Origin of the sequence: Faecalibacillus sp. MSK20_93, assembly GCF_020589945.1 — a bacterium.
In the GTDB taxonomy this organism is placed as follows: domain Bacteria; phylum Bacillota_I; class Bacilli_A; order Erysipelotrichales; family Coprobacillaceae; genus Faecalibacillus; species Faecalibacillus intestinalis.
Genome location: NZ_JAJDKA010000002.1, coordinates 1 through 21,350 on the forward strand (window position 1 = coordinate 1; position 21,350 = coordinate 21,350).

General features: G+C 29.4%; 24 protein-coding genes. 16 read left to right on the forward strand and 8 right to left on the reverse strand.

Features of this window, described 5'->3' with window-relative positions:
- Window positions 1-180 precede the first annotated feature (180 nt).
- On the reverse strand, window positions 181-366 hold the full coding sequence (locus LJD34_RS00795) for a hypothetical protein (protein WP_032090409.1): 186 nt from the start codon (window positions 364-366) through the stop codon (window positions 181-183).
- A 99-nt stretch (window positions 367-465) separates the two neighbouring features.
- On the opposite strand from LJD34_RS00795, the gene LJD34_RS00800 reads away from it, so the two are divergent.
- Window positions 466-1,014, forward strand: coding sequence for a D-glycero-alpha-D-manno-heptose-1,7-bisphosphate 7-phosphatase (locus LJD34_RS00800; RefSeq protein WP_227358951.1), 549 nt, complete (start codon window positions 466-468; stop codon window positions 1,012-1,014).
- 5 nt (window positions 1,015-1,019) lie between these two features.
- Here the strand turns inward: LJD34_RS00800 and LJD34_RS00805 are convergent, their stop codons facing one another.
- The 3 genes from LJD34_RS00805 to LJD34_RS00815 form a co-directional block, all read right to left on the reverse strand.
- On the reverse strand, window positions 1,020-1,880 hold the full coding sequence (locus LJD34_RS00805; protein WP_032090408.1) for a Cof-type HAD-IIB family hydrolase: 861 nt from the start codon (window positions 1,878-1,880) through the stop codon (window positions 1,020-1,022).
- Between the two features lie 77 nt (window positions 1,881-1,957).
- Window positions 1,958-2,596 carry a ribonuclease HIII gene (locus tag LJD34_RS00810; protein ID WP_227358952.1) on the reverse strand — a complete coding sequence of 213 codons (639 nt, stop codon included), beginning with the start codon at window positions 2,594-2,596 and terminating at the stop codon, window positions 1,958-1,960.
- A gap of 48 nt (window positions 2,597-2,644) precedes the next feature.
- A complete protein-coding gene (locus LJD34_RS00815) occupies window positions 2,645-3,295 on the reverse strand; it encodes a Crp/Fnr family transcriptional regulator (RefSeq protein ID WP_227358953.1) in 651 nt (216 codons plus the stop codon).
- An 85-nt stretch (window positions 3,296-3,380) separates the two neighbouring features.
- Here LJD34_RS00815 and LJD34_RS00820 point away from each other — a divergent pair, with 85 nt between their 5' ends.
- The 5 genes from LJD34_RS00820 (at window position 3,381) to LJD34_RS00840 (ending at window position 6,716) form a co-directional block, all read left to right on the forward strand.
- Window positions 3,381-4,232: a YitT family protein gene (locus LJD34_RS00820; RefSeq protein ID WP_227358954.1), complete on the forward strand. Its 852-nt coding sequence runs from the start codon at window positions 3,381-3,383 to the stop codon at window positions 4,230-4,232.
- 64 nt (window positions 4,233-4,296) lie between these two features.
- Window positions 4,297-4,887, forward strand: coding sequence for a GNAT family N-acetyltransferase (locus LJD34_RS00825; protein WP_032090405.1), 591 nt, complete (start codon window positions 4,297-4,299; stop codon window positions 4,885-4,887).
- The gene (locus LJD34_RS00830) at window positions 4,888-5,424 is read left to right on the forward strand and encodes a prolyl-tRNA synthetase associated domain-containing protein (protein WP_032090404.1); all 537 of its coding nucleotides are present in this window, start codon (window positions 4,888-4,890) and stop codon (window positions 5,422-5,424) included.
- On the forward strand, window positions 5,417-5,974 hold the full coding sequence (locus tag LJD34_RS00835) for a hypothetical protein (RefSeq protein ID WP_227358955.1): 558 nt from the start codon (window positions 5,417-5,419) through the stop codon (window positions 5,972-5,974). Before LJD34_RS00830 ends, LJD34_RS00835 begins: the two co-directional genes overlap by 8 nt.
- On the forward strand, window positions 5,964-6,716 hold the full coding sequence (locus LJD34_RS00840) for a hypothetical protein (protein ID WP_227358956.1): 753 nt from the start codon (window positions 5,964-5,966) through the stop codon (window positions 6,714-6,716). Before LJD34_RS00835 ends, LJD34_RS00840 begins: the two co-directional genes overlap by 11 nt.
- Here the strand turns inward: LJD34_RS00840 and dnaK are convergent.
- From dnaK to LJD34_RS00860, 4 genes are read right to left on the reverse strand one after another with little or no spacing between them, the layout of a single operon-like run.
- Window positions 6,690-8,450 (reverse strand): molecular chaperone DnaK, encoded by a 1,761-nt coding sequence (gene dnaK / locus LJD34_RS00845; RefSeq protein WP_227358957.1) that lies wholly within the window; start codon window positions 8,448-8,450, stop codon window positions 6,690-6,692. The genes LJD34_RS00840 and dnaK overlap by 27 nt on opposite strands.
- Before the next feature lie 12 nt (window positions 8,451-8,462).
- Entirely contained in the window at window positions 8,463-9,086 is a 624-nt protein-coding gene (locus LJD34_RS00850) for a J domain-containing protein (protein WP_227358958.1), read from the reverse strand.
- Window positions 9,083-9,916 (reverse strand): DUF5685 family protein, encoded by an 834-nt coding sequence (locus LJD34_RS00855; protein ID WP_032090400.1) that lies wholly within the window; start codon window positions 9,914-9,916, stop codon window positions 9,083-9,085. The genes LJD34_RS00850 and LJD34_RS00855 overlap by 4 nt, the downstream gene beginning before the upstream one ends.
- A 2-nt stretch (window positions 9,917-9,918) precedes the next feature.
- On the reverse strand, window positions 9,919-10,311 hold the full coding sequence (locus tag LJD34_RS00860; protein ID WP_052010899.1) for a hypothetical protein: 393 nt from the start codon (window positions 10,309-10,311) through the stop codon (window positions 9,919-9,921).
- 214 nt (window positions 10,312-10,525) lie between these two features.
- On the opposite strand from LJD34_RS00860, the gene LJD34_RS00865 reads away from it, so the two are divergent.
- The 10 genes from LJD34_RS00865 (at window position 10,526) to pepD (ending at window position 21,349) form a co-directional block, all read left to right on the forward strand.
- Window positions 10,526-12,115, forward strand: coding sequence for a vWA domain-containing protein (locus LJD34_RS00865; RefSeq protein WP_227358959.1), 1,590 nt, complete (start codon window positions 10,526-10,528; stop codon window positions 12,113-12,115).
- Window positions 12,116-12,160: 45 nt separating this feature from the next.
- Window positions 12,161-13,912 (forward strand): ABC-F family ATP-binding cassette domain-containing protein, encoded by a 1,752-nt coding sequence (locus LJD34_RS00870; protein ID WP_227358960.1) that lies wholly within the window; start codon window positions 12,161-12,163, stop codon window positions 13,910-13,912.
- A 57-nt stretch (window positions 13,913-13,969) separates the two neighbouring features.
- Complete coding sequence (locus LJD34_RS00875; protein WP_032090397.1) at window positions 13,970-14,863, forward strand: PEP phosphonomutase; 894 nt, start codon at window positions 13,970-13,972, stop codon at window positions 14,861-14,863.
- A 106-nt stretch (window positions 14,864-14,969) separates the two neighbouring features.
- Entirely contained in the window at window positions 14,970-15,149 is a 180-nt protein-coding gene (locus LJD34_RS00880) for a hypothetical protein (protein WP_227358961.1), read from the forward strand.
- A 55-nt stretch (window positions 15,150-15,204) separates the two neighbouring features.
- Window positions 15,205-16,065: a diacylglycerol/lipid kinase family protein gene (locus LJD34_RS00885; RefSeq protein WP_052010897.1), complete on the forward strand. Its 861-nt coding sequence runs from the start codon at window positions 15,205-15,207 to the stop codon at window positions 16,063-16,065.
- A gap of 10 nt (window positions 16,066-16,075) precedes the next feature.
- Window positions 16,076-17,449: a UDP-N-acetylmuramoyl-L-alanyl-D-glutamate--2,6-diaminopimelate ligase gene (locus tag LJD34_RS00890; protein ID WP_227358962.1), complete on the forward strand. Its 1,374-nt coding sequence runs from the start codon at window positions 16,076-16,078 to the stop codon at window positions 17,447-17,449.
- Window positions 17,442-18,242 carry an HAD family hydrolase gene (locus tag LJD34_RS00895; RefSeq protein WP_227358963.1) on the forward strand — a complete coding sequence of 267 codons (801 nt, stop codon included), beginning with the start codon at window positions 17,442-17,444 and terminating at the stop codon, window positions 18,240-18,242. The genes LJD34_RS00890 and LJD34_RS00895 overlap by 8 nt, the downstream gene beginning before the upstream one ends.
- Complete coding sequence (locus tag LJD34_RS00900; protein WP_032090393.1) at window positions 18,239-18,523, forward strand: hypothetical protein; 285 nt, start codon at window positions 18,239-18,241, stop codon at window positions 18,521-18,523. Before LJD34_RS00895 ends, LJD34_RS00900 begins: the two co-directional genes overlap by 4 nt.
- Before the next feature lie 65 nt (window positions 18,524-18,588).
- Window positions 18,589-19,926, forward strand: a complete 1,338-nt coding sequence (locus LJD34_RS00905) for an MATE family efflux transporter (RefSeq protein WP_318532707.1) — start codon at window positions 18,589-18,591, stop codon at window positions 19,924-19,926.
- 10 nt (window positions 19,927-19,936) lie between these two features.
- Window positions 19,937-21,349 (forward strand): beta-Ala-His dipeptidase, encoded by a 1,413-nt coding sequence (pepD, locus tag LJD34_RS00910; RefSeq protein ID WP_032090391.1) that lies wholly within the window; start codon window positions 19,937-19,939, stop codon window positions 21,347-21,349.
- Window position 21,350: the final 1 nt, after the last annotated feature.

Genomic DNA, 21,350 nt, shown 5'->3' on the forward strand with positions numbered 1-21,350 from the left:
GTATTTGTTTGTTAAATTAATGACAATTTGTCGCAAATTAAATTGTAACTTAACAATCACATTATTATTCGATTTGTATTTCATGGGAATATTATACTATCAAAAGTTATCTGACGATATGATTTATTAATAAAATCTTAAAAAAGTTGCCTTATATCTCCACAGCTAAAGCCGAGAGCTTTACGGCAACATTTGGTAATATTTAATATATTCTTCAATTGCTTTCTTTAATTTAATAGAAATAATTTTCCTGTCTGAAACGAGTTCTTGACAAATAAGGGTTCTAATTCTTTCATTTTCTACAAGCAAATGATGAAAATATAAATCATTTGAATATTTTATAAAATTTTCTCTATTTTTGTTCATATAGATTCCTCCCTATATATATTCTTTTTTGAGGAGTTTTCTTCTTTTTAGTAAAAATAAATGATAAAATTTTAGAAATAGAAGCTTTGGAGGTAAAGTATGAATCAAAAGGTTAAAATGAAGCCATCCTATTTAAAAATTGCTTTTTTGGATAGAGATGGGACTCTTATTAAAGATTATCCAGATGAAAAATGGAGAGAAATTAAAGAACCTGAATTTTTAGAAGGTTCAATAGAAGGACTCAAGAGATTAAAAGAGATGGGATATGATTTTATCATTATAACAAATCAATATCTTATTAATGATGGAATTATTTCATTGAATGATTATCAACAGTTTACAGGAAAATTTCTAAAAAAATTAAAAGAAGAAAATATAGATATTCTAAAAATCTACTTTTGTCCGCATAATGAAAAAGATCATTGTCACTGTAAAAAGCCAAAACCTGGGATGATAGAACAAGCTAAAAAAGATTTTTTAATTGATATGAATAACTCTATCTATATAGGGGATAGTCAAGTTGATTATTTACTAGCAAAACATTTTAATTTAACTTTTTATGGAATAAATTATAATGGTGATAATGTTAAAAGTTATCGTAGTATTTTAGAAATTTCCAAACAAATAAAAAAGATTCAAAATAAATGAATCTTTTATAAGTTTTCTAAAGCATATTCAATAGCTTCACTAACAGCTCCATCTTTACAACTTGAAACAACTTTATAAGCTTTTTCTTGAATAACTTTTTCAGCGTTGTTTGGCGCAAAAGAATAAGGGAAACGTTCAAAGAGAGTAATATCATTCATACCATCTCCTAAAACAATAACTTCTTCTTTTTTGATGTTTAATAGGTCAATTACTTTTTCTAAAATAAGTCCTTTTTGCGCATTTTCATTTGTGATTTCAACATTATCAGGATATGAAGATAAATACGCAATCTTTTTCATATCTTTAAAATAAGGAAGGACCTTTTGTATTTCAGATTCATCATGTGAAAAAGCTTCTACTTTGATGATGTCTAAATCTTTTTTTATGAATTCATCAATCGAATCAAATTGTTGAATTTGACAGGCAGGAGAATCACTCATTGGACCTCCTGGTAAAAAATCTTCCATTTTATTTCCAAAACGGACACTACCGCGATAAGCAAAACGATCTCTTACGTAATCAGGTTTTAAAGTACTATAAAAACCATTTGTGGTAAAAATCATATACGGTGTATTATTTTCAATAAAGACAGGAAGAATTTCTTTAAGCATTTCTTTATCTAAATAACAATCCATGATGGCTTTTCCTTCTTTATTACAATATTGAGCACCATTTCCTAAAATGGCCGAACATTTTATACCTAAAGGGTCTAAAACACTTGTCACGCCATAATAATCTCTCCCTGAAGCCACAACAAATTCAATGCCTTTCGCTTGTGCTTTTTTTATACTTTCAATACATTTAGGATTGATGTAACCATGAGATAATAAAGTTCCATCAACATCACTGACAATCATTTTAATCATTTCTCTTTCCTCCGATAATCTTATTATATAAAAAATAAAGCATTATTTTATTTTTTTACTTATTAAGAAAAAAGAGTTTATTCAACTCTCTCTAAGATCTGTTTGTAGTTTGGAAAATTTGTTTTAGAAACTTTCCATAAAATATCTTTTCCATGTTCTTGTACTAAAGAAGTTCCAGCATCATTTGCGAGAATATTAAAACCACGAGGAAGTGTTGTATTTAATGATTGACACATGTTTTGATAATATTGAAGATAAGCATACTGAGAAAGAATATGCGCACATTTCATCGCTAAAGACATTTCTTCTTTTTTAAATTCAATATGACGAACAACAACGATTTTGCTTTTTAAATAACGATAATATTTTTTAGGTGCTAAAAAATCATCAATCGTTACTTTAGAAATAGGGTGTTCAATACGTTGAATAACATTGATCATCGCTTGATTATAAAGTTTTGCTTTAATACATGAAAGTTTTTGACCTTCTTTTACATATTGATTGTAATGACTATTATCAAGCAAAAGTAAACTATAGGTGAGTTTATCTTTTAATATCTTACCAATTTTTTCAATATCATTTGTAGACATTTCTTTATCCAATTCTAGTTCATTAAGTTCTTTTTCATCTTTTTGATCAACATAACAGGCAACGACACATAATGGTCCAAAGAAATCAAGTGAACCTGTTTCATAACATCCTACATGACTTTCCATTATAAATTCCTCCTCTTTATATCTTATTATAACATAACTTATTTTTGTTTAAACTAGTGTTGATAAATATTGCTCGTAGAGTTTATCTCGTTTTAAAACTTTGATATGACCATATTCAATTGAAATCAAACCCTCATCTTTAAATTGATTTAAAACCTTTGTAACAGTTACTCTTGAAATGGCAAGTGAATCCGCAATTTCTTGATGAGTATAGGGAATATCTCCAAAAAGTAAATTTTTTTCAATATTGTTTGTAGCACTTAATTCATATAAAAAAGCAGCTACTTTTTCAAATCGGTCATAAGTTTGTGCCCATTTTAAAAGCTGAGTTAAATGATTGCAGTTATCATTAAACATCTTAAATAGAGTAATCGTCAGATCAAGTGAAGATGATAAATAAGGATAAAGATCTTCAAGATGACAAGTAATAATTTCAACATCATTAATAGCCGAAACGGTTGTTGGGCGATAAGCATTTTCATAAAGTGAAGATTCACCAAAAATACGTCCTTTATCTAAAACATCGTAATTAATTTCATCACCATTTTTAGTAATATGGTAAACCCGTACGCGACCTTTTAAAACCAGACATAATTCATCAGCATGGTCATCTTGCATATAAATAATATCATTTTTTTGATAGTGTTTAATGGTACCAGCTTGTTTAAAATAATCAAAGAGTTCGTCATTAATTTTCATTTTTTTCACCTACTTGTTTAAATTGTAACATATGTTACATTCTTAAAAAAGAAAAATTGTTAGGATATATCCCGAGGTGAGAAATATGAAAAAAATTATTCAAATTATTATTGGTAATGTTTTAATGGCTTTTGCTATTAGTACTTTGATTTTAGATAATTCCATTGTGGTAGGAGGGGTTTCTGGTATTAGTACAGTTTTTCATTTTTATACAGGAATTTCTGTTTCCCTTTGTGTAGGAATTATTAATATTGCTTTATTTATCATTGGACTTTGTTTTTTAGGAAAAGCATTTGCGATGAAAACATTGGTTTCAACATTCTTCTTTCCTATTTTATTAGAATTCTTTAATCAACAACCCTATTTACATGGTTTATTAAATGATCAATTATTAATTTGTATTTTAGGAGGATTTTTATTAGGACTAGGAATTGGTCTTGTATTAAAAGCGGGAGGATCTACAGGAGGATTTGATATTTTAGCACTTATTGTTGAAAAATATTTTAAAATACCTGTGACTTTGCTTGTTAATGGGATTGATGCAGCAATTCTTGTTCTACAAATTTCATTCCATAGTGCTCCTGAAATCATTTATGGAATCATGACAATTTTAATTACAGCCTATATGATGAATTATTTATTATCATCAGGTAAAGGATGTGTCCAAGTTCTTGTAATGTCTAAAGAAATTGAACGTATGAAAACAATGATTTTAAATGATATGGACGCAGGTGTGACTTTATTAGATGGTAAAAGTGGTTTTTATGGAAATGAAACAGAAGTTGTTTTAACGATTTTACCTTATCGTAAACTTCCTGATTTAAAAGATAAAATTAAAGAAATTGATGAAAAAGCATTTATTATTGTTTCTCATGTAGAAGAAGTTAGTGGAAATGGTTTTACATATTCTAAAGAAATGCGAGAAGTTTTATCTTAGGTGTTCATTTTTATGGACATCTTTTTTAATTTGGTAGATAATAAGACAAACGGGGGAATGAGTTATGAAAATAGAGATCAGGTATGCAAAATTAGAAGATGCTGCAAGACTAGTAGAAATCTATTGTTATTATGTTGAAAAGACAGCGATTACTTTTGAATATGAAGTACCAGCTGTTGAAGAATTTCAACAAAGAATGGTACATGTCATGGAAAAATATCCATATTTAGTAGCTAAGGTGGATGATCAAATTGTCGGCTATGCTTATGCTGGTACTTTTAATGTTAGAGCGGCTTATGATTGGTGTGTAGAAACATCGATTTATGTAGATCATACTTTAAGAAAATGTGGGGTAGGGAAAAGACTTTATCAAGCTTTGGAAAAAGCTTTAAAAGCACAAAATATTACGAATTTAAATGCATGTATTTCTTCACCAATTCAAAATGATGAATATTTAGATACCAATAGTATTGATTATCATCATCATTTAGGATATCAAATGGTGGGAGAATTTCATCAATGTGGGTATAAATTTAAACGTTGGTATAATATGGTATGGATGGAAAAGTTTATAGGGGAACATCATGAAAATCAATTACCAATGATTCAATTTAATGAAATCAAAGATCAAGTGAATTTAAATGAGGTAGATTAAATGGAATTAGTAACAGGGAGACCACAAGATAAAAGAATAGATAAAGAAGAAAGAGTTTATGATTTACTCGATCAATTAAACATTGACTATCAACGCCTTGATCATCAAGAAGCAAATACCATGGAAGTATGTTTAGAAATAGAAAAAAACTTAAAATCAACAATTTGTAAGAATTTATTTTTAGTTAATTCAAATAAAAGTCAATATTATTTACTAATGTTGAAAGGACATAAAAAATTCAAAACAAAAGTGATTTCAAAACAAATCAACAGTTCACGTCTATCCTTTGGAAGTGATGAAAAAATGTTGGAATATTTAGATATTACACCTGGTTCAGTGAGTGTTTTAGGTTTAATGAATGATCATGAACATCATGTTCAATTATTGGTGGATAAAGATTTATTAGAAGATGATTACTTAGGATGTCATCCTTGTATTAATACAAGGAGTTTAAAAATAAAAATGAAAGATGTATTTGAAAAAATTATACCGGCTCTTCATCATGAACCTATCTTTGTAGAGGTTGATGATGAATAAAAAAGGAATCATCATTTATCTTGTCATGAAAGGACAAGATGAATTTGTAGAAAAGGCAAAAACTTACTTTCAAAAGAGTTCGTATCTTTTAGAGGTTATTGAAATTAATGATTGGCAAGATGAACTTTCTCTTGAATCAAAAACAGGAAAAGCATTATTCCATACAATTGAAACAATTAAACAAAAGAATCTTTCTTTAAAATGTTATATTAGTGGTTATTCACTTGCAGGGCTTTTTAGTCTTTATGCGATGCATGAATTAGATTTAGATGGAGCAATTAGTGTATCGGGTTCTTTATGGAAAGAAGGATGGTTGGATTATTTAAAAGAACATCCCATTTATCATAAGAAAATATATTTGAGTTTAGGAAGTAAAGAACATAAAACGAGAAATGTTTTAATGAAAAATGTGTTAAAAAATACTTTAGAGACATATGAGATTTATCAAAAAGAGAATCAATGTTTCTTTGAAAAGAATGTAGGCAATCATTTTTTTCAAAGTGAACAAAGGATGATGAAAGGGTGGGATTATATTCTTTATGAAAAATAGAAAATTAACAGAGAAAAGGCTATTATTTATTAAAAAAATATTATTTGTTTTAACAATTTTATTACTGATTTATCATGTGGGATGGACAATCTTTATTTTAGCTTATCGCCATCATATTGGTGATGTTTACATAAAATATGTGACAACTATGATTTTTCGTATTTTACAGTTTAGTGCGATGTTACTTGTTTTAGCGGCACCTAAGTTTTTAAAGAAATGGTTTAAGATCAATGTTCCTTTAGCACTTTATATTGTGATTGCACTTTTTGCGTTTAATGCTTTAGTTTTAGGAGATGGACTTGATTTTTATGGAAAATATCCATGGTGGGATTCTTTTTTACATTTCCATTCGGGAATTATTCTATCTTTTGTAGCTTTATGGTTTATACATATTATGATGGCAGAAAAAAGCAAATTTATTTATATGAATAAATATTTTACATGCTTATTTTTAGTGGTTTTCTCTTTAGGAATTGGAGCGTTTTGGGAAATTTTAGAATATAGTTGTGATGGGATTTTTCATACAAATGCTCAACAATATATGGCTTCAACAAAGGGAACACTTGTTTCTAAAAATGATATTCCTTTAAAAGGGCATGAAGCATTAAAAGATACGATGAAAGATTTAATGCTTGATTTAGGCGGCTCTTTGATTGTCGCAACGTATGGATTTGTAAGACATGATGAAATTGTCAAAAAAATATCGAGAGATCATTTATCTCCCGATGATATTTTGAGCTAGAGATTCTAAATGATTTTTAGAATCTTTTATTTTTTGTATTTCTTTGGATGAAGCTGTTTCATAATTGAATTTTCTTGTCATTTTCATTAAAGAAGAAAGTTCTGCTTTAATTTGTTTTCTTAATGCTTTATCCATTTCTTTTTTATGTGAGGCAAGACCATTTTGAACATTGATAATGAGAGTATCTACTTCATTTTTTAAAAGCATATTATCTTTTGTCACTTGGTCTTGGCTTTCATACATCTTAGCTTGTCTAATTGCTTCTTCAATATCACTATCAGACATTTTAGAAGAGCCTTCAATCGTCATACTTTGACTGTTTCCAGAGGCAAGGTCTTTGGCAGAAACATGAACGATTCCGTTACTATCAATATCAAAAGTAACTTCGATTTGTGGAACACCGCGCATCGCACGTTTGATTTTTTTTAGTTTAAATTTTCTTAAAGATTGATTATCTTTTGCGAGTGGTCTTTCACCTTGTAAAACATTGATTTCTACTTGTGTTTGAAAGTTGGCTGATGTCGTAAAGACTTGACTATGACTGGTTGGAACCGTTGTATTTCTTGGAATTAAAGGTGTAGCGACACCACCAACTGTTTCAATAGAAAGTGTTAAAGGAGTGACATCTAATAAAAGAACATCATTCTCTTCACCATATAAAACCATTTCACCACTTAATTTTCCAGCTTGAATCGCAGCACCCAAAGCCACACATTCATCTGGATTTAATGATTTACTTGGTTCCATGTTCGTAATTTCTTTTACTTTTTCTTGAACCGCTAAAATACGAGAGGATCCACCAACTAAGATAATTTTATTAAGATCCTGTGGTGTAAATCTGGCATCATTTAAAGCTGTTTGCATTGGTAAAACAAGACGGTCAATAAGTCCTTTTGTAAGTTCATTGAATTTTTGTCTTGTAAGTGTGATTTCTAAGTTTTTAGGTCCGTTTGTATCTTGATAAATAAAAGGCAAATTAATGAGGGTACTTAATTGACTTGAAAGTTCGATTTTAGCTTGTTCACTGGCTTCTAAAACGCGACTATAAGCGACGGTATCTTTTCTTAAATCAATACCTTCTTGTTTTAAAAAGCTTTCTAAAATAAAATCACAGATAGCTTTATTAAAATCATCCCCACCTAAATGATTATCACCAGCTGTTGATAAAACTTCGATTACACCACTACCAATTTCAATAATCGAAACATCAAAAGTTCCACCACCTAAATCAAAAACCATCACTTTTTGCCCATAAGCATTTTCAAGCCCATAAGCCAGTGCTGCAGCGGTTGGTTCATTAATGATCCTTAAAACTTCTAATCCCGCAATTTTTCCAGCATCTTTTGTTGCTTGCCTTTGGGCATCATTAAAATATGCTGGAACAGTAATAACCGCTTGGTTGACTTCTTCTTGTAAGTAAGCTTCGGCATCATTTTTTAATTTTTGTAAGATCATTGAAGAAATAAGCTGTGGAGAAAGTTGTTTTCCATCAATTTCTACATGATAATTTTGTCCCATTTCTCTTTTAATAGATGAAATCGTACGTTTTGGATTCATTGATTGTTGACGTTTAGCCAGTTCTCCAACAAGTTTCTTTCCATCTTTATCAAAAGCAACAATACTTGGTGTTGTCTTTTGGCTTTCTTTATTTTCAATAATTTTAGCTTTTCCATTTTCATAAAAAGCCATACAACTGTTTGTTGTTCCTAAGTCAATTCCAATAACCTTTGCCATAATTTTCTCCTTCTAACAACATAAAATAGGGTAATGATATCCGCCACCACAACAACATGACATCATACAATTTAAAAGCATAATCGAATAACAACAATTCATCATACTTGCTGGATTACCGTATTGTTGACTGGTTTGACGATATTGTCTTGTATTTCCTTGTAATTGATTTAATAATAAAATATATTGCATATTCATGGGTTCCATTTGAACAGCTGTTTGAGCATATTCCTGTGCACGAATATTATTTCCTAAACTATTTTCAGCTAAAGCAGCTAAATAAAACCACATACCTGTTTTATTTTGAATTTGATTTAAAACATTTAAAGCTTCTTGATAACGTCCACCTTGAATAAAACCACTAGCTTCTTGATAAGCTTCTTGGTCATTTCCATGATACTGATAGCCGCCGGTTGTTTGACTACCATAACTTTGTTGTCTAAAACCTTTTTTTCTTTCATCCATAATAGTTTTATATGCATTTTGGACTTCTTTAAATTTTTCAGTGTATTCTGCTTGATGAGGGTTTCCAATATTAGCGTCAGGATGATATTTTTTAGAAAGTGTACGATAAGCTTTTTTGATTTCATCATCACTGGCACTAGGGGAAATTCCTAGTATTTGATAAGGATTCATGATTTTTCCTCCATTCTTTTCTTTTTAATCAGTTCAAATTTTGTCCAAATACCACTATAGATAATATTTCGTAAAAGTTCAACATTTTCAATCAAAGGAAGCTTTTCAAAATAAAAACTGCTTCTAGAAATCATCATTTCTAAAATATTAAAACAATATTCTTGAAAGTGTTCTTCTTTAAATTTATTTTTAAAAGGATTGTAAGTTTGTTTTTTGATATCTTCTTCTACATCTTCAAAAGCATCAATCAAATAAATAAATTTTCCTAAATAAAATCCCATTTGATAAAGATCATCTTTAAAAACATCTTCTTGATAAACACAAATACTTGCCATGATATGACCAAAATGACCAGCAACTTCATCTAAATCTAAACAATGTGATTTTTCTAGATAATGAATTTGGTCTAAATGTTCTTTAATTTTTTCTACTTTATCAGGATATTTCTTTTTAATTCTATTAAATTCTTTTTTTAAAAGTTGTTTAAAAGTTTTACTTTTTAAAGAATTTTCATCTAAAACATCGTCTTCTAATTTATAGTACGTTAAAACAATATTCATATCACTGACATAATCCATATATTGATTAGTACGTACACTCTTTTTATGAAAAGGATGTAATGGGCAACGAATTAAATATTGTTTATCTGTCGGTTCATACAGACTAGAAAGCAAAATTCCTACAAAGTTTAAATCATAATTTAAAGTCAATTGACCACGGCGACCATGATTTTGTTTTAAAGATTGACATAAACCACAATAATATTCTTGATATTTATCATAATCTTTAATTTTTAATTCTGGTTTATTAATAACGACATAGCCAAACATAATTAAGTTCTCTTTTCAAATTTTTGATGACAACTTGGACAAGTCACAATAATTTTTCCTTTTCCTTTAGGAAGTCTTACCATTTGTTTACAAGAGGGACAACGGTAGTATTTATGACTACGATCGGAAAATCTTTTCTTTTGAAGATTAAAAAATTGTTGAACAGGTTTAATTGCTTTTAAGTATTTTTCATTTTCTTGATAACGTTTATATGTTTGTCTAGAAAACATACGATAGATAACTAAAAGCCAAATAAGATATCCAAGTGACATAATGATTCTATTATTAAAGAATATATTAAGGATAAATAAAGCGATGACAAAAAATAATGCATGATTATTTAAAGTATCTATTCCATATCTTCCTTGCATGAATTGAATTAATTTTTCTTTCATAAACATCTCTCCTTACATTGATGAGGTGATTATATGCTTGAATTATGTATTGAACATGAACTCTAAAAAATACGATAAATTGAAAGTCTTTGACATCTTCTTACAAGATAGGGCATAGCTTGTAAAAATATTTTTAATAATTATTTAAAAAGGCAATCAATCGACATGATTTGTATTTTTTTCTTTTTATTGTAGAGATGGAAAGGAGAAAAAAATGAAAAAATTAATATGTCTTTTAACAGTTTTTGTAAGTTTATTTTTTATGCAAGTTCCTGTTAAAGCAAGTGACATCAATTGGGATATTTCTAAATCAAAAACAGCCACACAACTTGATGAAAATTATCGAAGCCAGGTGACACTTTCGCTTCCTGCTAAAAGTGAAAAACTTGTTTCAGATGTTGTTTTTGTTTTAGATAAATCAACAAGTACACAAATTGAAAATCAAACTTTAGATATGTTGGAAAATTTACAAACACAAATTTCACAAACAAATGCTAAAGTAAAAGTCGGGATTGTTATTTTTAATAAAGAGGCAAATGTTTTTGGATGGTTTGATCTAGAAAATGATTTGGATGATATCAAAAAGGCGATTTTTAAAGAAATAACATCTGGAACGAATTGTCATGCAGGATTATTAGCAGGAAAAGAATTATTGGATCAAGATCAAGAGGTAGCAGCTAAACGTAAGTATATGGTCTTTGTTAGTGATGGTATTACTTATATGTATAATCAAAAAGCAACGGTTACAGCTTGGTCGTTTGAAAATGATGGCATTGTTGCAAGTTGGCCAGGACCTGATAATTGGAATTTAAAATATGGTCAAGAAGATCTTCCTGATTGGGATAATTATTTAACAGATGTAAAAGAAAAATTAGCCATTCAAGGAGATCAGTATGATTATCTTTATGGTGAGGCTCCAACAAATATAATGCCTCTAGAAGAATCTAAAGAAGGGTTAAATTCTGTTGATAAAGCTCTTTATTATACTGTTTCTACTTACCAAGCAATGAAAGATGAAGGATATCATTGTTATTCAATGCTTGCTAATGGATATAGTAATTATCCATGGGCAACATCTTTTATGAATTATTTATCTAAAGGACAAGAAATTTCTTTTAAAGATATTCAAAATGATATTTATTATTTATTGGATCAAGGAACTTATGTAGAAGACTTTATGGGTAAAGGAAAAGACAATTATGGAAATGATTATGATTTTGACTTTATAACAGATACAAAACAATTTTATATGATGGTTGGAAATCACAAATATGTTCCAGAATTCATCGAAGAAAATCATTATGGTTTTAATCATCAAGAAAATGGTTATGCTTATGAATTATTCTATTATCCTGAAGAAAAGGAATATTTTATTTGGAAAATGAATGTACCTGTGAGTCAATTCGAACATGTTCAACTTGTTTATACTTTACAACTTATGAATCCTCAAAAAAAAGCAGGAGAATATGGGGAATACGATGAAGATGGTCATCTTTTTAAAGAAGGATTAAAAACAAATACGCAAGCTATTTTACATCCTATTGATAGTTTTTCTAAAGAATTAGAACCTGAAGAATTTTTGTTCCCAACAGTTTCATACAAAGTAATAGAAACTAATGTTGATGAACCTGAAAAGCCAAGTGAAACAATTAAAACGGAAGTTAAAAAGTCAACACCTGTAACGACAAGTCCAGTTGCTACGGGAGATGATACAAAACAAGAATTTTGGTATGCATTATTGGGATTATCAATTTCAACACTTCTTCTTTTATTAATAAAACATTACAAGACAAGACGCGAGTAGTCGCGTTTTGTTTTTGTTTGTGGTATGATAGCGTGGGTGATGAAAATGTTAGTGTCAATGACAGATTTAACAAAATATAATGGAGAAAAGTGTATTTTAGATCGTATAGAATTACATATAGAAGATAAAGATAAAGTAGGAATCTTAGGAGTTAATGGGACAGGAAAATCTACACTTTTAAAGATTATTGCCGGTGTAGAAGACTATCAAGGTAAAATAAGTTATCAAAAAGATATCCGTATCAATTATTTGCCTCAAACGCCTCTTTATAATGAAAATGATAGTATTATGGAAACGGTCCATAAGCAATTGGATTCGAAAGAGATTCATGATTATGAAATCAAAGCACAATTAGGTAAGTTTGGTATTTTAGATGAAACACAAAAGATTAAAGAACTTTCAGGAGGTCAACTTAAAAGAGTAGCTTTAGCGATTGCTTTAATTAAACCTTGTGATTTACTTATTTTAGATGAACCAACAAACCATTTAGATAATGGTATGATAGAATATTTAGAAAAGTTTTTAATTAAATGGTCTAAAGGCTTACTCATGGTAACGCATGATCGCTATTTTTTAGAAAGAGTTGTTAATCGTATTATTGAAATAGATCATGGCCAAATTTATAAATATGAAGCCAATTATTCAAAATATCTTGAACTTAAACAAGTTCGTTTAGAAACACAACTTTCTAGTCAAAGAAAGAGAAAACTCTTTTTAAAGAAAGAATTAGAATGGGTACGTGCGGGTGTACAAGCACGTACAACTAAAAGCAAAGATCGTCTGCAAAGATTTGAAGAATTATCAAAAGTTAAAGATGTAGAAGTCAATGGAAAAGTAGAAATGATTCATACGTTCTCTCGTCTTGGTAAAAAGACAATCGAACTTCATGAAATTTCTAAAAGTTTTGAACAAAAGAAACTCTTTGATGAATTTTCGTATATGTTTAAACAACATGATCGTATTGGGATATTAGGAGATAATGGAACAGGGAAATCAACTTTATTAAATATTATTACAGGAAATTTAAAGAGTGATACGGGTTATGTAGAAATTGGCGAAACTGTTCGTTTTGGTTATTTTAAACAAGGATATGATGATCTTCCAATGAATAAGAAGGTCATTGATTATATTCAAGAAATCTCCAATGACTTTAAAGTAGATGGTCAAGGATTATCTGCTAAAGATATGTTAGAAAGATTTTTATTTGATGCTAGGTTACAACATACACCAATTTCTCGACTTTCTGGTGGGGAAAGAAGAAGACTTTATTTATTGCGTGTATTAATGATGATGCCTAATGTTCTTGTCTTAGATGAACCGACAAATGATTTAGATATTGATACTCTTAATATTTTAGAAGATTATTTAGATAATTTTGAAGGTATTATTATGACTGTTAGTCATGATCGATATTTCTTGGATCGTATTTGTGATGGTTTATTTATCTTACAAAATCAACATTTAAGATATGTTAATGGGGGTTATAGTCAAAATCTTGATACTACAACTAAAGAAGAAAAAGAAAAGAGTCAAGGGGCTTTAGCTTATAAACAAAGTAAACAAAAGAAAATCAAAATGACTTATATGGAAAAGAAAGAATTTGAAGAAATTGAAGATATCATTATGGATTTAGAAACAAATTTAAGTCAAATTGAAGAAAAGATGAATGGTGTTACTGATTTTAAAGAAATTGATGAACTTTCAAAACAAAGAGATGACTTGCAAAAACAAATTGATGAGAAAAATGAAAGATATCTTTATTTATTAGAATTACAAGAACAAATTGACAATCAATAATTGACTCTTGTATATACATATAGGATAATAGAGACATGAAAAGGAAGGTTTTAAGAAATGAAAAGATTATTAAGTTGTACAAGTAGTGAAATGTTGAAAATGGATGGACAAGAATTAAAACAAGCTATTCTTGCTAGTGAAGGAAGAACTGTGATGACAGAAACAGTTGTTGCGATTGAACCTTTATTAGGAGATCTTACAAATGCTGAACTTGCTGTTTCATTTGGAAGTGACATGGTTTTATTAAATTGTTTTGATTGTAATAACCCAGAAATCAAAGGGTTACCAGAATGTGATAATCCTGTAGAAAAATTAAAAGAAATCGTTGGTCGTCCAATTGGATGTAACCTAGAACCAGTTGATTTAGAAGCTGAATTAATGGAAGAAAGACGTGTGATTTCTACAGGTAGACAAGCAAGAAAAGAAACTTATATTAAAGCTCAAGAATTAGGTTTCAACTTTATTTGTTTAACAGGAAATCCAGGAGTTGGAGTTTCAAATCATTCAATTTGCGAAGCAATTAAAGAAGCTAAAAAATATTTTAAAGGATTAATTATTGCAGGGAAAATGCATGCAGCTGGAATCGATGAACCAATCGTTGATATGAATAGTATCAAAGAGTTCATTGAAGCAGGGGCAGATGTTATTTTAATGCCAGCAGTTAATACAGTTCCAGGTTTATCTGAACAAGAAGTGACTGAAGCTTGTCGTTATATTAAAGCTCATGGGGCTTTATCATTAAGTGCGATTGGTACAAGCCAAGAAGGTGCAGATGAAGGAACAATTCGTGAAATTGCTTTATTAAATAAAAGATGTGGAATTGATATTCAACATATTGGAGATGCAGGATTCTGTGGTATTGCCTTACCTGAAAATATTATGGCATTATCAATTGCGATTCGTGGTAAAAGACATACTTATCATAAAATTGCTTCATCAATTAATAGATAGAATGTCATTTATGTTTGAAAGATGTCATTTAAGTTATAAATAATGAAAGAACGATAGATTTATGATACATTAATCATAGATCAATTGTTTTTATATGGAGGTTATTATGAAAAAGGCTCTTATTATTGTATTTATAATGTATTTATTAGGGATGATTTTTTTATCAGGAAGTATTGGTGTTTTTTTTGAACCGGTTGAAGTTTTTAATAAAGCTATTGTTGTAGCTATTTTAATTATTGCTTTTATTATTTGTTGTCTTTATAGAAAGAATAAGAAAAGAAGATAAGATGGAGAGTGTTAATTGCACTCTCTTTTATGTTATAATGGATAAGGTGATAAACATGAAACATATCTTTATATTAAAACCAGATACTTCTAAAAGTTTGATTAATTGTATAGTAACAATGATGCAAGGAAAACGTTATGAATTACGCTATACCAAAGATTTAGATGATGCAAGAAAGATAGCCTTATCTTATCAAGATGAAAAGGAAGTTTGTCGTTTATATGCGATAGGTGGCGATGGTTTTGTTCATAAGGTGGTCAATGGCATGGTAGGATCTTTTCATGAACTCGTTGTCATTCCGCAAGGAACAGGTAATGATTTTGCTAGAAGCATCTACAAAAATTTAGATGCGATAAAGATTTTTAAAGAGTCATTAAATAAGCAAGCCAAAGCAATTGATGTGATTCAATGCAAAGAAGATTTATATTGTATCAATGTCTTTTGTTGTGGTTTAGATGCTGATGTTGGAAATCTAGTGAATACAAATCGTAAGACAACCTTATTTCCAAGAATTATGCAATATAGTTTAACGATTTTAAATAAGATTTTTCATTTAAAATTTTATCCAACCGATATTTATACATATAATAAAGATATTTATCAAGGTAATGTTTTGATTTGTACCTTTTGTAATGGTCATTATTTTGGGGGTGGCTATCAAGCTGGTTATTATTCATCTTTAGAAGATGGGATGATTGATATATCGGTGGTACCAGAAATATCTAAAAAAGAATTACCATATTATTTAAAAGGACTGATCACCAATACATTACATAAAACAAAAAAATTTCAACATTTTAAAGAAGATGATGTTTGGGTCAAAACCAATCAATATGTTAATATTGATGGTGAAAAATATGAACCAGGAACATATCACTTAAAATGTTTACATAAAAAAATTCAATTAGTTTATTAAGGAGATTACTATGGAAATAGATTTAAAAACAGATTCACGTAAAGTAAAACCAGGAGATACTTTTATTGCGATTAGAAATGTTAATCGTGATGGTCATGATTACATTCCTCAAGCTATTAAAAATGGAGCAACGAAAGTCATTGTAGAAGAAGGAAACTATGATGTTGAAACCATTGTTGTTGAAGATACAAGAGCATATTTAAAAGATTATTTGTATGAACATTATTATCCTTATTTCAAAGATATGAAATTAATAGGGGTTACAGGTACAAATGGGAAAACAACGATTGGTTATATGATGTATCAAATGATGACGATGCTTGATATTCCTTGTGCTTATATGGGAACAATTGGTTTTTATTATTGTGGGAACTTTATTAAAATGGTTAATACCACACCTGATGTAGATGTACTTTATGATTATTTTATTAAAGCAAAAGATGCGGGGTGTAAAGTACTTGTGATGGAGGTTTCTTCACATGCACTTGCGAAAGATCGTATTCATGGCTTAGAATTTGATGAAGTTGCTTTTACAAACTTAACACAAGATCATTTGGATTTTCATAAAACATTAGAAAATTATGCGAATGCCAAACAACTATTATTTAAAAAGACCAGAGGAAAGAAAATTGCTGTCATAAATGGTGATGATCCACATGCTTCACATTTTGAATTAGAAGGTAATCAAAATCTTTTGATTTCTGATCAAAAAGGTGATGTTCTTATTCAAAATATTGAATTTTCTCACTTAGGGACAACCTTTACCTTTAAATATCAAGAAAAAGAATATCAAACACATATTCAAATGGTAGGAAGATACAATGTTTATAACTATCTTACAGCGATGCTTTTAATTCATGAATTAGGATATGGAATTGATGCTATTTTAGCCTTAAATACAAAACTCAAAGCACCTAAAGGAAGAATGGAGTTAATCGTTTATGGTACAAATGGTATCTTTGTAGATTATGCCCATACCCCTGATGCCACTTTAAATGTTTTAGAAAGTGCTCAAGAATTTAAAAAAGGAAGAATTATTACGATTATTGGTTGTGGGGGAGATCGTGATACGACAAAACGACCAATCATGGGGGAAATTGCCTGTAAACATAGTGATCATGTCATTATTACAGATGATAATCCACGAACAGAAGACCCTCAAAAAATCATTAATGATATTTTAGTAGGTGTTAGTGGTGATTATGAGGTCATCAATGACCGTCATCTAGCGATTGCTAAAGGAATGAGTTTATTAAAAGAAAACGATATCTTAATGATTTTAGGAAAAGGTCATGAAGATTATCAAATTATTGGAACAGAAAAGATTCATTTTTCTGATCAAGAAGAAGTAGAAAAATATATAAGGGAGCATATACATGACTAAAATTGCATTTTTTGATGTGGATGGAACGATGATCAATGTTCCTCATCAATTATTAAAACCAACAGATAAAACAATTCATGCTTTAAAAGAATTTCAAAAACAAGGAAACTATATTGTTGTAGCGAGTGCAAGAGGGGTTAAACCAGAATGTTTAGACGAAATTCCTTTTGATGGCTTTATTGGTTGTGATGGAGGCTATATTGAATTTCATCAAGAAGTTTTATTAAATAACGTTTTTAGTGTGAAAGATTTAAACTTACAAAATAGTGTTTATGAAGCAACCAATGGTCAATATATTATCAGTGAAAGAGCGACAAGTTATTTCAGTGATGTAGATGGAGAACTCATCAAAAAACATTTAAGACTTTATAATGGGACAGATAAATTACCTGAAGAGTATAATGATGATTGGCGTTTTCAAGATATTAAAGCCAATACAGTAACAGCGCTTTTCTATAATGCAAAAGACTTACATGAAGCCTTAGATATGTTACCAAAAGAATGGTCCATCAATGCTTATGATACAGGACATATTCGTATGGATGTACATCCTCAAGGTTACACAAAAGGAACAGCGTGTGAGTATTTATATCAAAAATTAAATATTCCAAAAGAAAATACTTATGCTTTTGGTGATGGTGAAAATGATATTGAAATGTTTCATCTTGTAGGAACTTCTGTTGCGATGGGCAATGCGGATGATGAAGTTAAAAAACATGCTTCTACAGTGACTTTAACAGTGGATGAAGATGGTATTGCAGATTTCTTTGAAAAGGAATTTAATATTAAATGAGAATTAGAAAAATAAATTTTCAAGAAATAAATTTTGAGTATTGTCCTTATCCTCAGTCAATGTATGATTCCATAAAGAGAATAGGTTTATCTTTTCCTATTAAAGTTAATATTATTGATGGTCAATATTATTGTAAAGACGGGAACAAACGTCTTTCAATTATTCAAGATTTATTAAAAAATGAAGAAGGCTATGAAAGAAGAAGGGCAGTTCCTTATATTATTTATAATGATGGAAGTTCTAGATCTAATGATTGTTGGCGAGATCGCAACATGCATTAGATTTTTTTCATTTTTTGAAAGCATAAAACGAGAATAAATAAGAGGTATATAATAGATGCGAGGAAGTGATTATTTTGTTATTTAGTAATAGAGATTTAAAAAAATTGATAATACCTTTAATTATTGAACAGGTATTAGCATTGACAATTGGGATTTTTGATACGATGATGGTTTCCCAATGCGGGCAAAGTGCAGTTTCAGGAGTGAGTATTGTCGATGGGTTAAATGTGTTGATTATCAATATCTTTTCGGCACTAGCTACAGGAGGAGCTGTTGTTTGTTCGCAATATATTGGTAAAAAAGATGAAAAGATGGCTTGCCATAGTGCCAAACAGCTCTTATTTACCATCTTAGGTTTATCGCTTGTTATTATGGTTTTATGTATGATTTTCAATGGGAATTTATTGAATTTGATTTTTGGACATATTGAAAGTGATGTGATGGCTTATGCAAGAACTTATTTTTTCTTTTCAGCCTTATCTTATCCTTTTATTGGTTTATTTAATGGTGGGGCTGCTTTATTTAGATCAATGGGAAATAGTAAAGTGGCTATGACAAATTCATTTTATATGAATATTGGAAATATCGTTTTAAACTACTTCTTTATTTTTATTTTAAATATGTCAGTCAAAGGAGCAGCAATTGCTACTTTACTTTCAAGAATGTTCTGTTCATTTATTATTTTATATATGTTATTAAATAAAGAACATATTGTACATATTGATACGTATTTAAAATATAAGTTTGATTTTTCAACTGTCAAAAGAATCTTAAAAATTGGTATTCCAAATGGTTTAGAAAATGGAATGTTTCAAATGGGGAAAATCCTTGTTCAACGACTTGTTTCAACTTTTGGAACAGCTGCCATTGCAGCACATGCTGTTGCCTTTAGTTTAACGTCTATTGCCGTTGTTCCAGGAATGGCTTTAGGACTTGCTATTTTAACAGTTGTAGGCCAATGTATTGGGGCTAATGATTATCAGCAAGCTAAATATTATACGAAAAAACTGATGATTATTGCTTATATTTCTACGATTATATCGGCTGGTATTTTACTTGTTGGGGTTAGATATATTTTAAGATTTTATGCTTTACCACAAGATACTGCTAATTTAGCGGTTTCCATGGTCTCTCTTCACTGCGTTTTTGATTTCTTTGTTTGGCCAATGGCATTTTCTTTCCCAAATGCCTTACGTGCAGCCAATGATGCAACTTTTACAATGATCGTTTCTACATTTTCAATGTGGACTTTCCGTTTTGCTTTAAGCTATGTTTTTGCTTTGTATTTACACATGGGTGTCATTGGTGTTTGGTGGGCTATGATTGTTGACTGGATTTTTAGGTCAATTTGTTTTATGATTAGATATAAATCCAATAAATGGATGAATAGAACATTAGTATAGGGGAATATATATGGAAAAAGTAGAATATTATTTTAGAGAAATTTCAAAGATTCCAAGAGGATCTTACAATGAAAAAGCAATTTGTGATTATGTGGAAAACTTTGCAAAAGAAAGAAATATAAAATATGTAAGGGACAAAATGCATAATATCGTGCTTTTTAAAGAAGCAACAAAAGGCTATGAAGATCATGAAACAGTCATGTTAGAAGGACATATGGATATGGTCTGTGAAAAAAATAATGATAGTGATCATGATTTTTCAAAAGATTCTATTGAACTTATTGAAGAAGATGGTTTTTTACATGCCAATAAAACAACATTAGGAGCGGATGATGGTGTTGGTGTTTGTTATATGCTTGCTTTACTAGATGATGAAAGCTTAAAACATCCAGCTTTAGAATGTGTTTTTACCGTTCAAGAAGAAGTAGGACTTAATGGAGCAATGGGTCTTGATAAAAGTATTTTAAAAGCGAAAAAGATGATTGGACTTGATAGAGGGAAAGAAAAAATTATTACTGTAAGCTGTTCTGGAGGAAGAAGAGCTGTTGTTGAAAAAGGACTTTCTTATCTAAAAAACGAATCACCTTGTTATCAACTTTATGTGGGTGGCTTACAAGGTGGACATTCAGGAGGCGTTATTCATTTAGAAAGAGGAAACGCTAATGTGATTATGACACGTGTCTATTATCATCTTTCTTTAAATAACATTGAATTTTTATTAGGAAGTTTTAAAGGTGGTTTAAAAGATAATGCGATTCCTAGAGAATGTGTCAGTGTCTTTGCTTCAAATGATGATTTTAAAAAAATCAAAGAAGTTGTTTTAAAAGTAGAAAATGATTTAAAAGAAGAATTAAAAGAAAGTGATAAACATATATTTGTTCGTTTAGAAAAAGTAGATTCTTTAAATGAAGTGATTTCAGTTAAAGAAAGCCAAGATATTATTTCAATGATGTATTTAATGCCTAATGGTTTTATGCATAAATCTTTAAAAATGGATCTTACCAATATTTCTTTAAATATGGGTGTAGTGGAAATGAATGAAAAATTCAATATTTATTTTTCAATTCGTTCACCAATGGAATCAGCTAAAGATGAATTATCAAACAAATTGAGTTTAATTGCTTCAATGTTTAAGGCAAAATATGTTTTAGATAATAACTATCCAGGATGGAATTACGATGAAGGTTCAAAACTTAGAAAACAATATGTTGATTTTGTTAAAGAAACAGAAGGAATCACTTTAAAAGAAGAAGGAACACATAGTGGTCTTGAAACAGGTATTTTCAAAGGGGCACTTCAAGATTTAGATATTATTACTTTAGGTCCAGATATGTTTGATATTCATACACCCGATGAAAGATTAAATATGAATTCATTTTATAAATGTTATCAAAGATTAATTCATTTTTTAGAGAGATTATAAG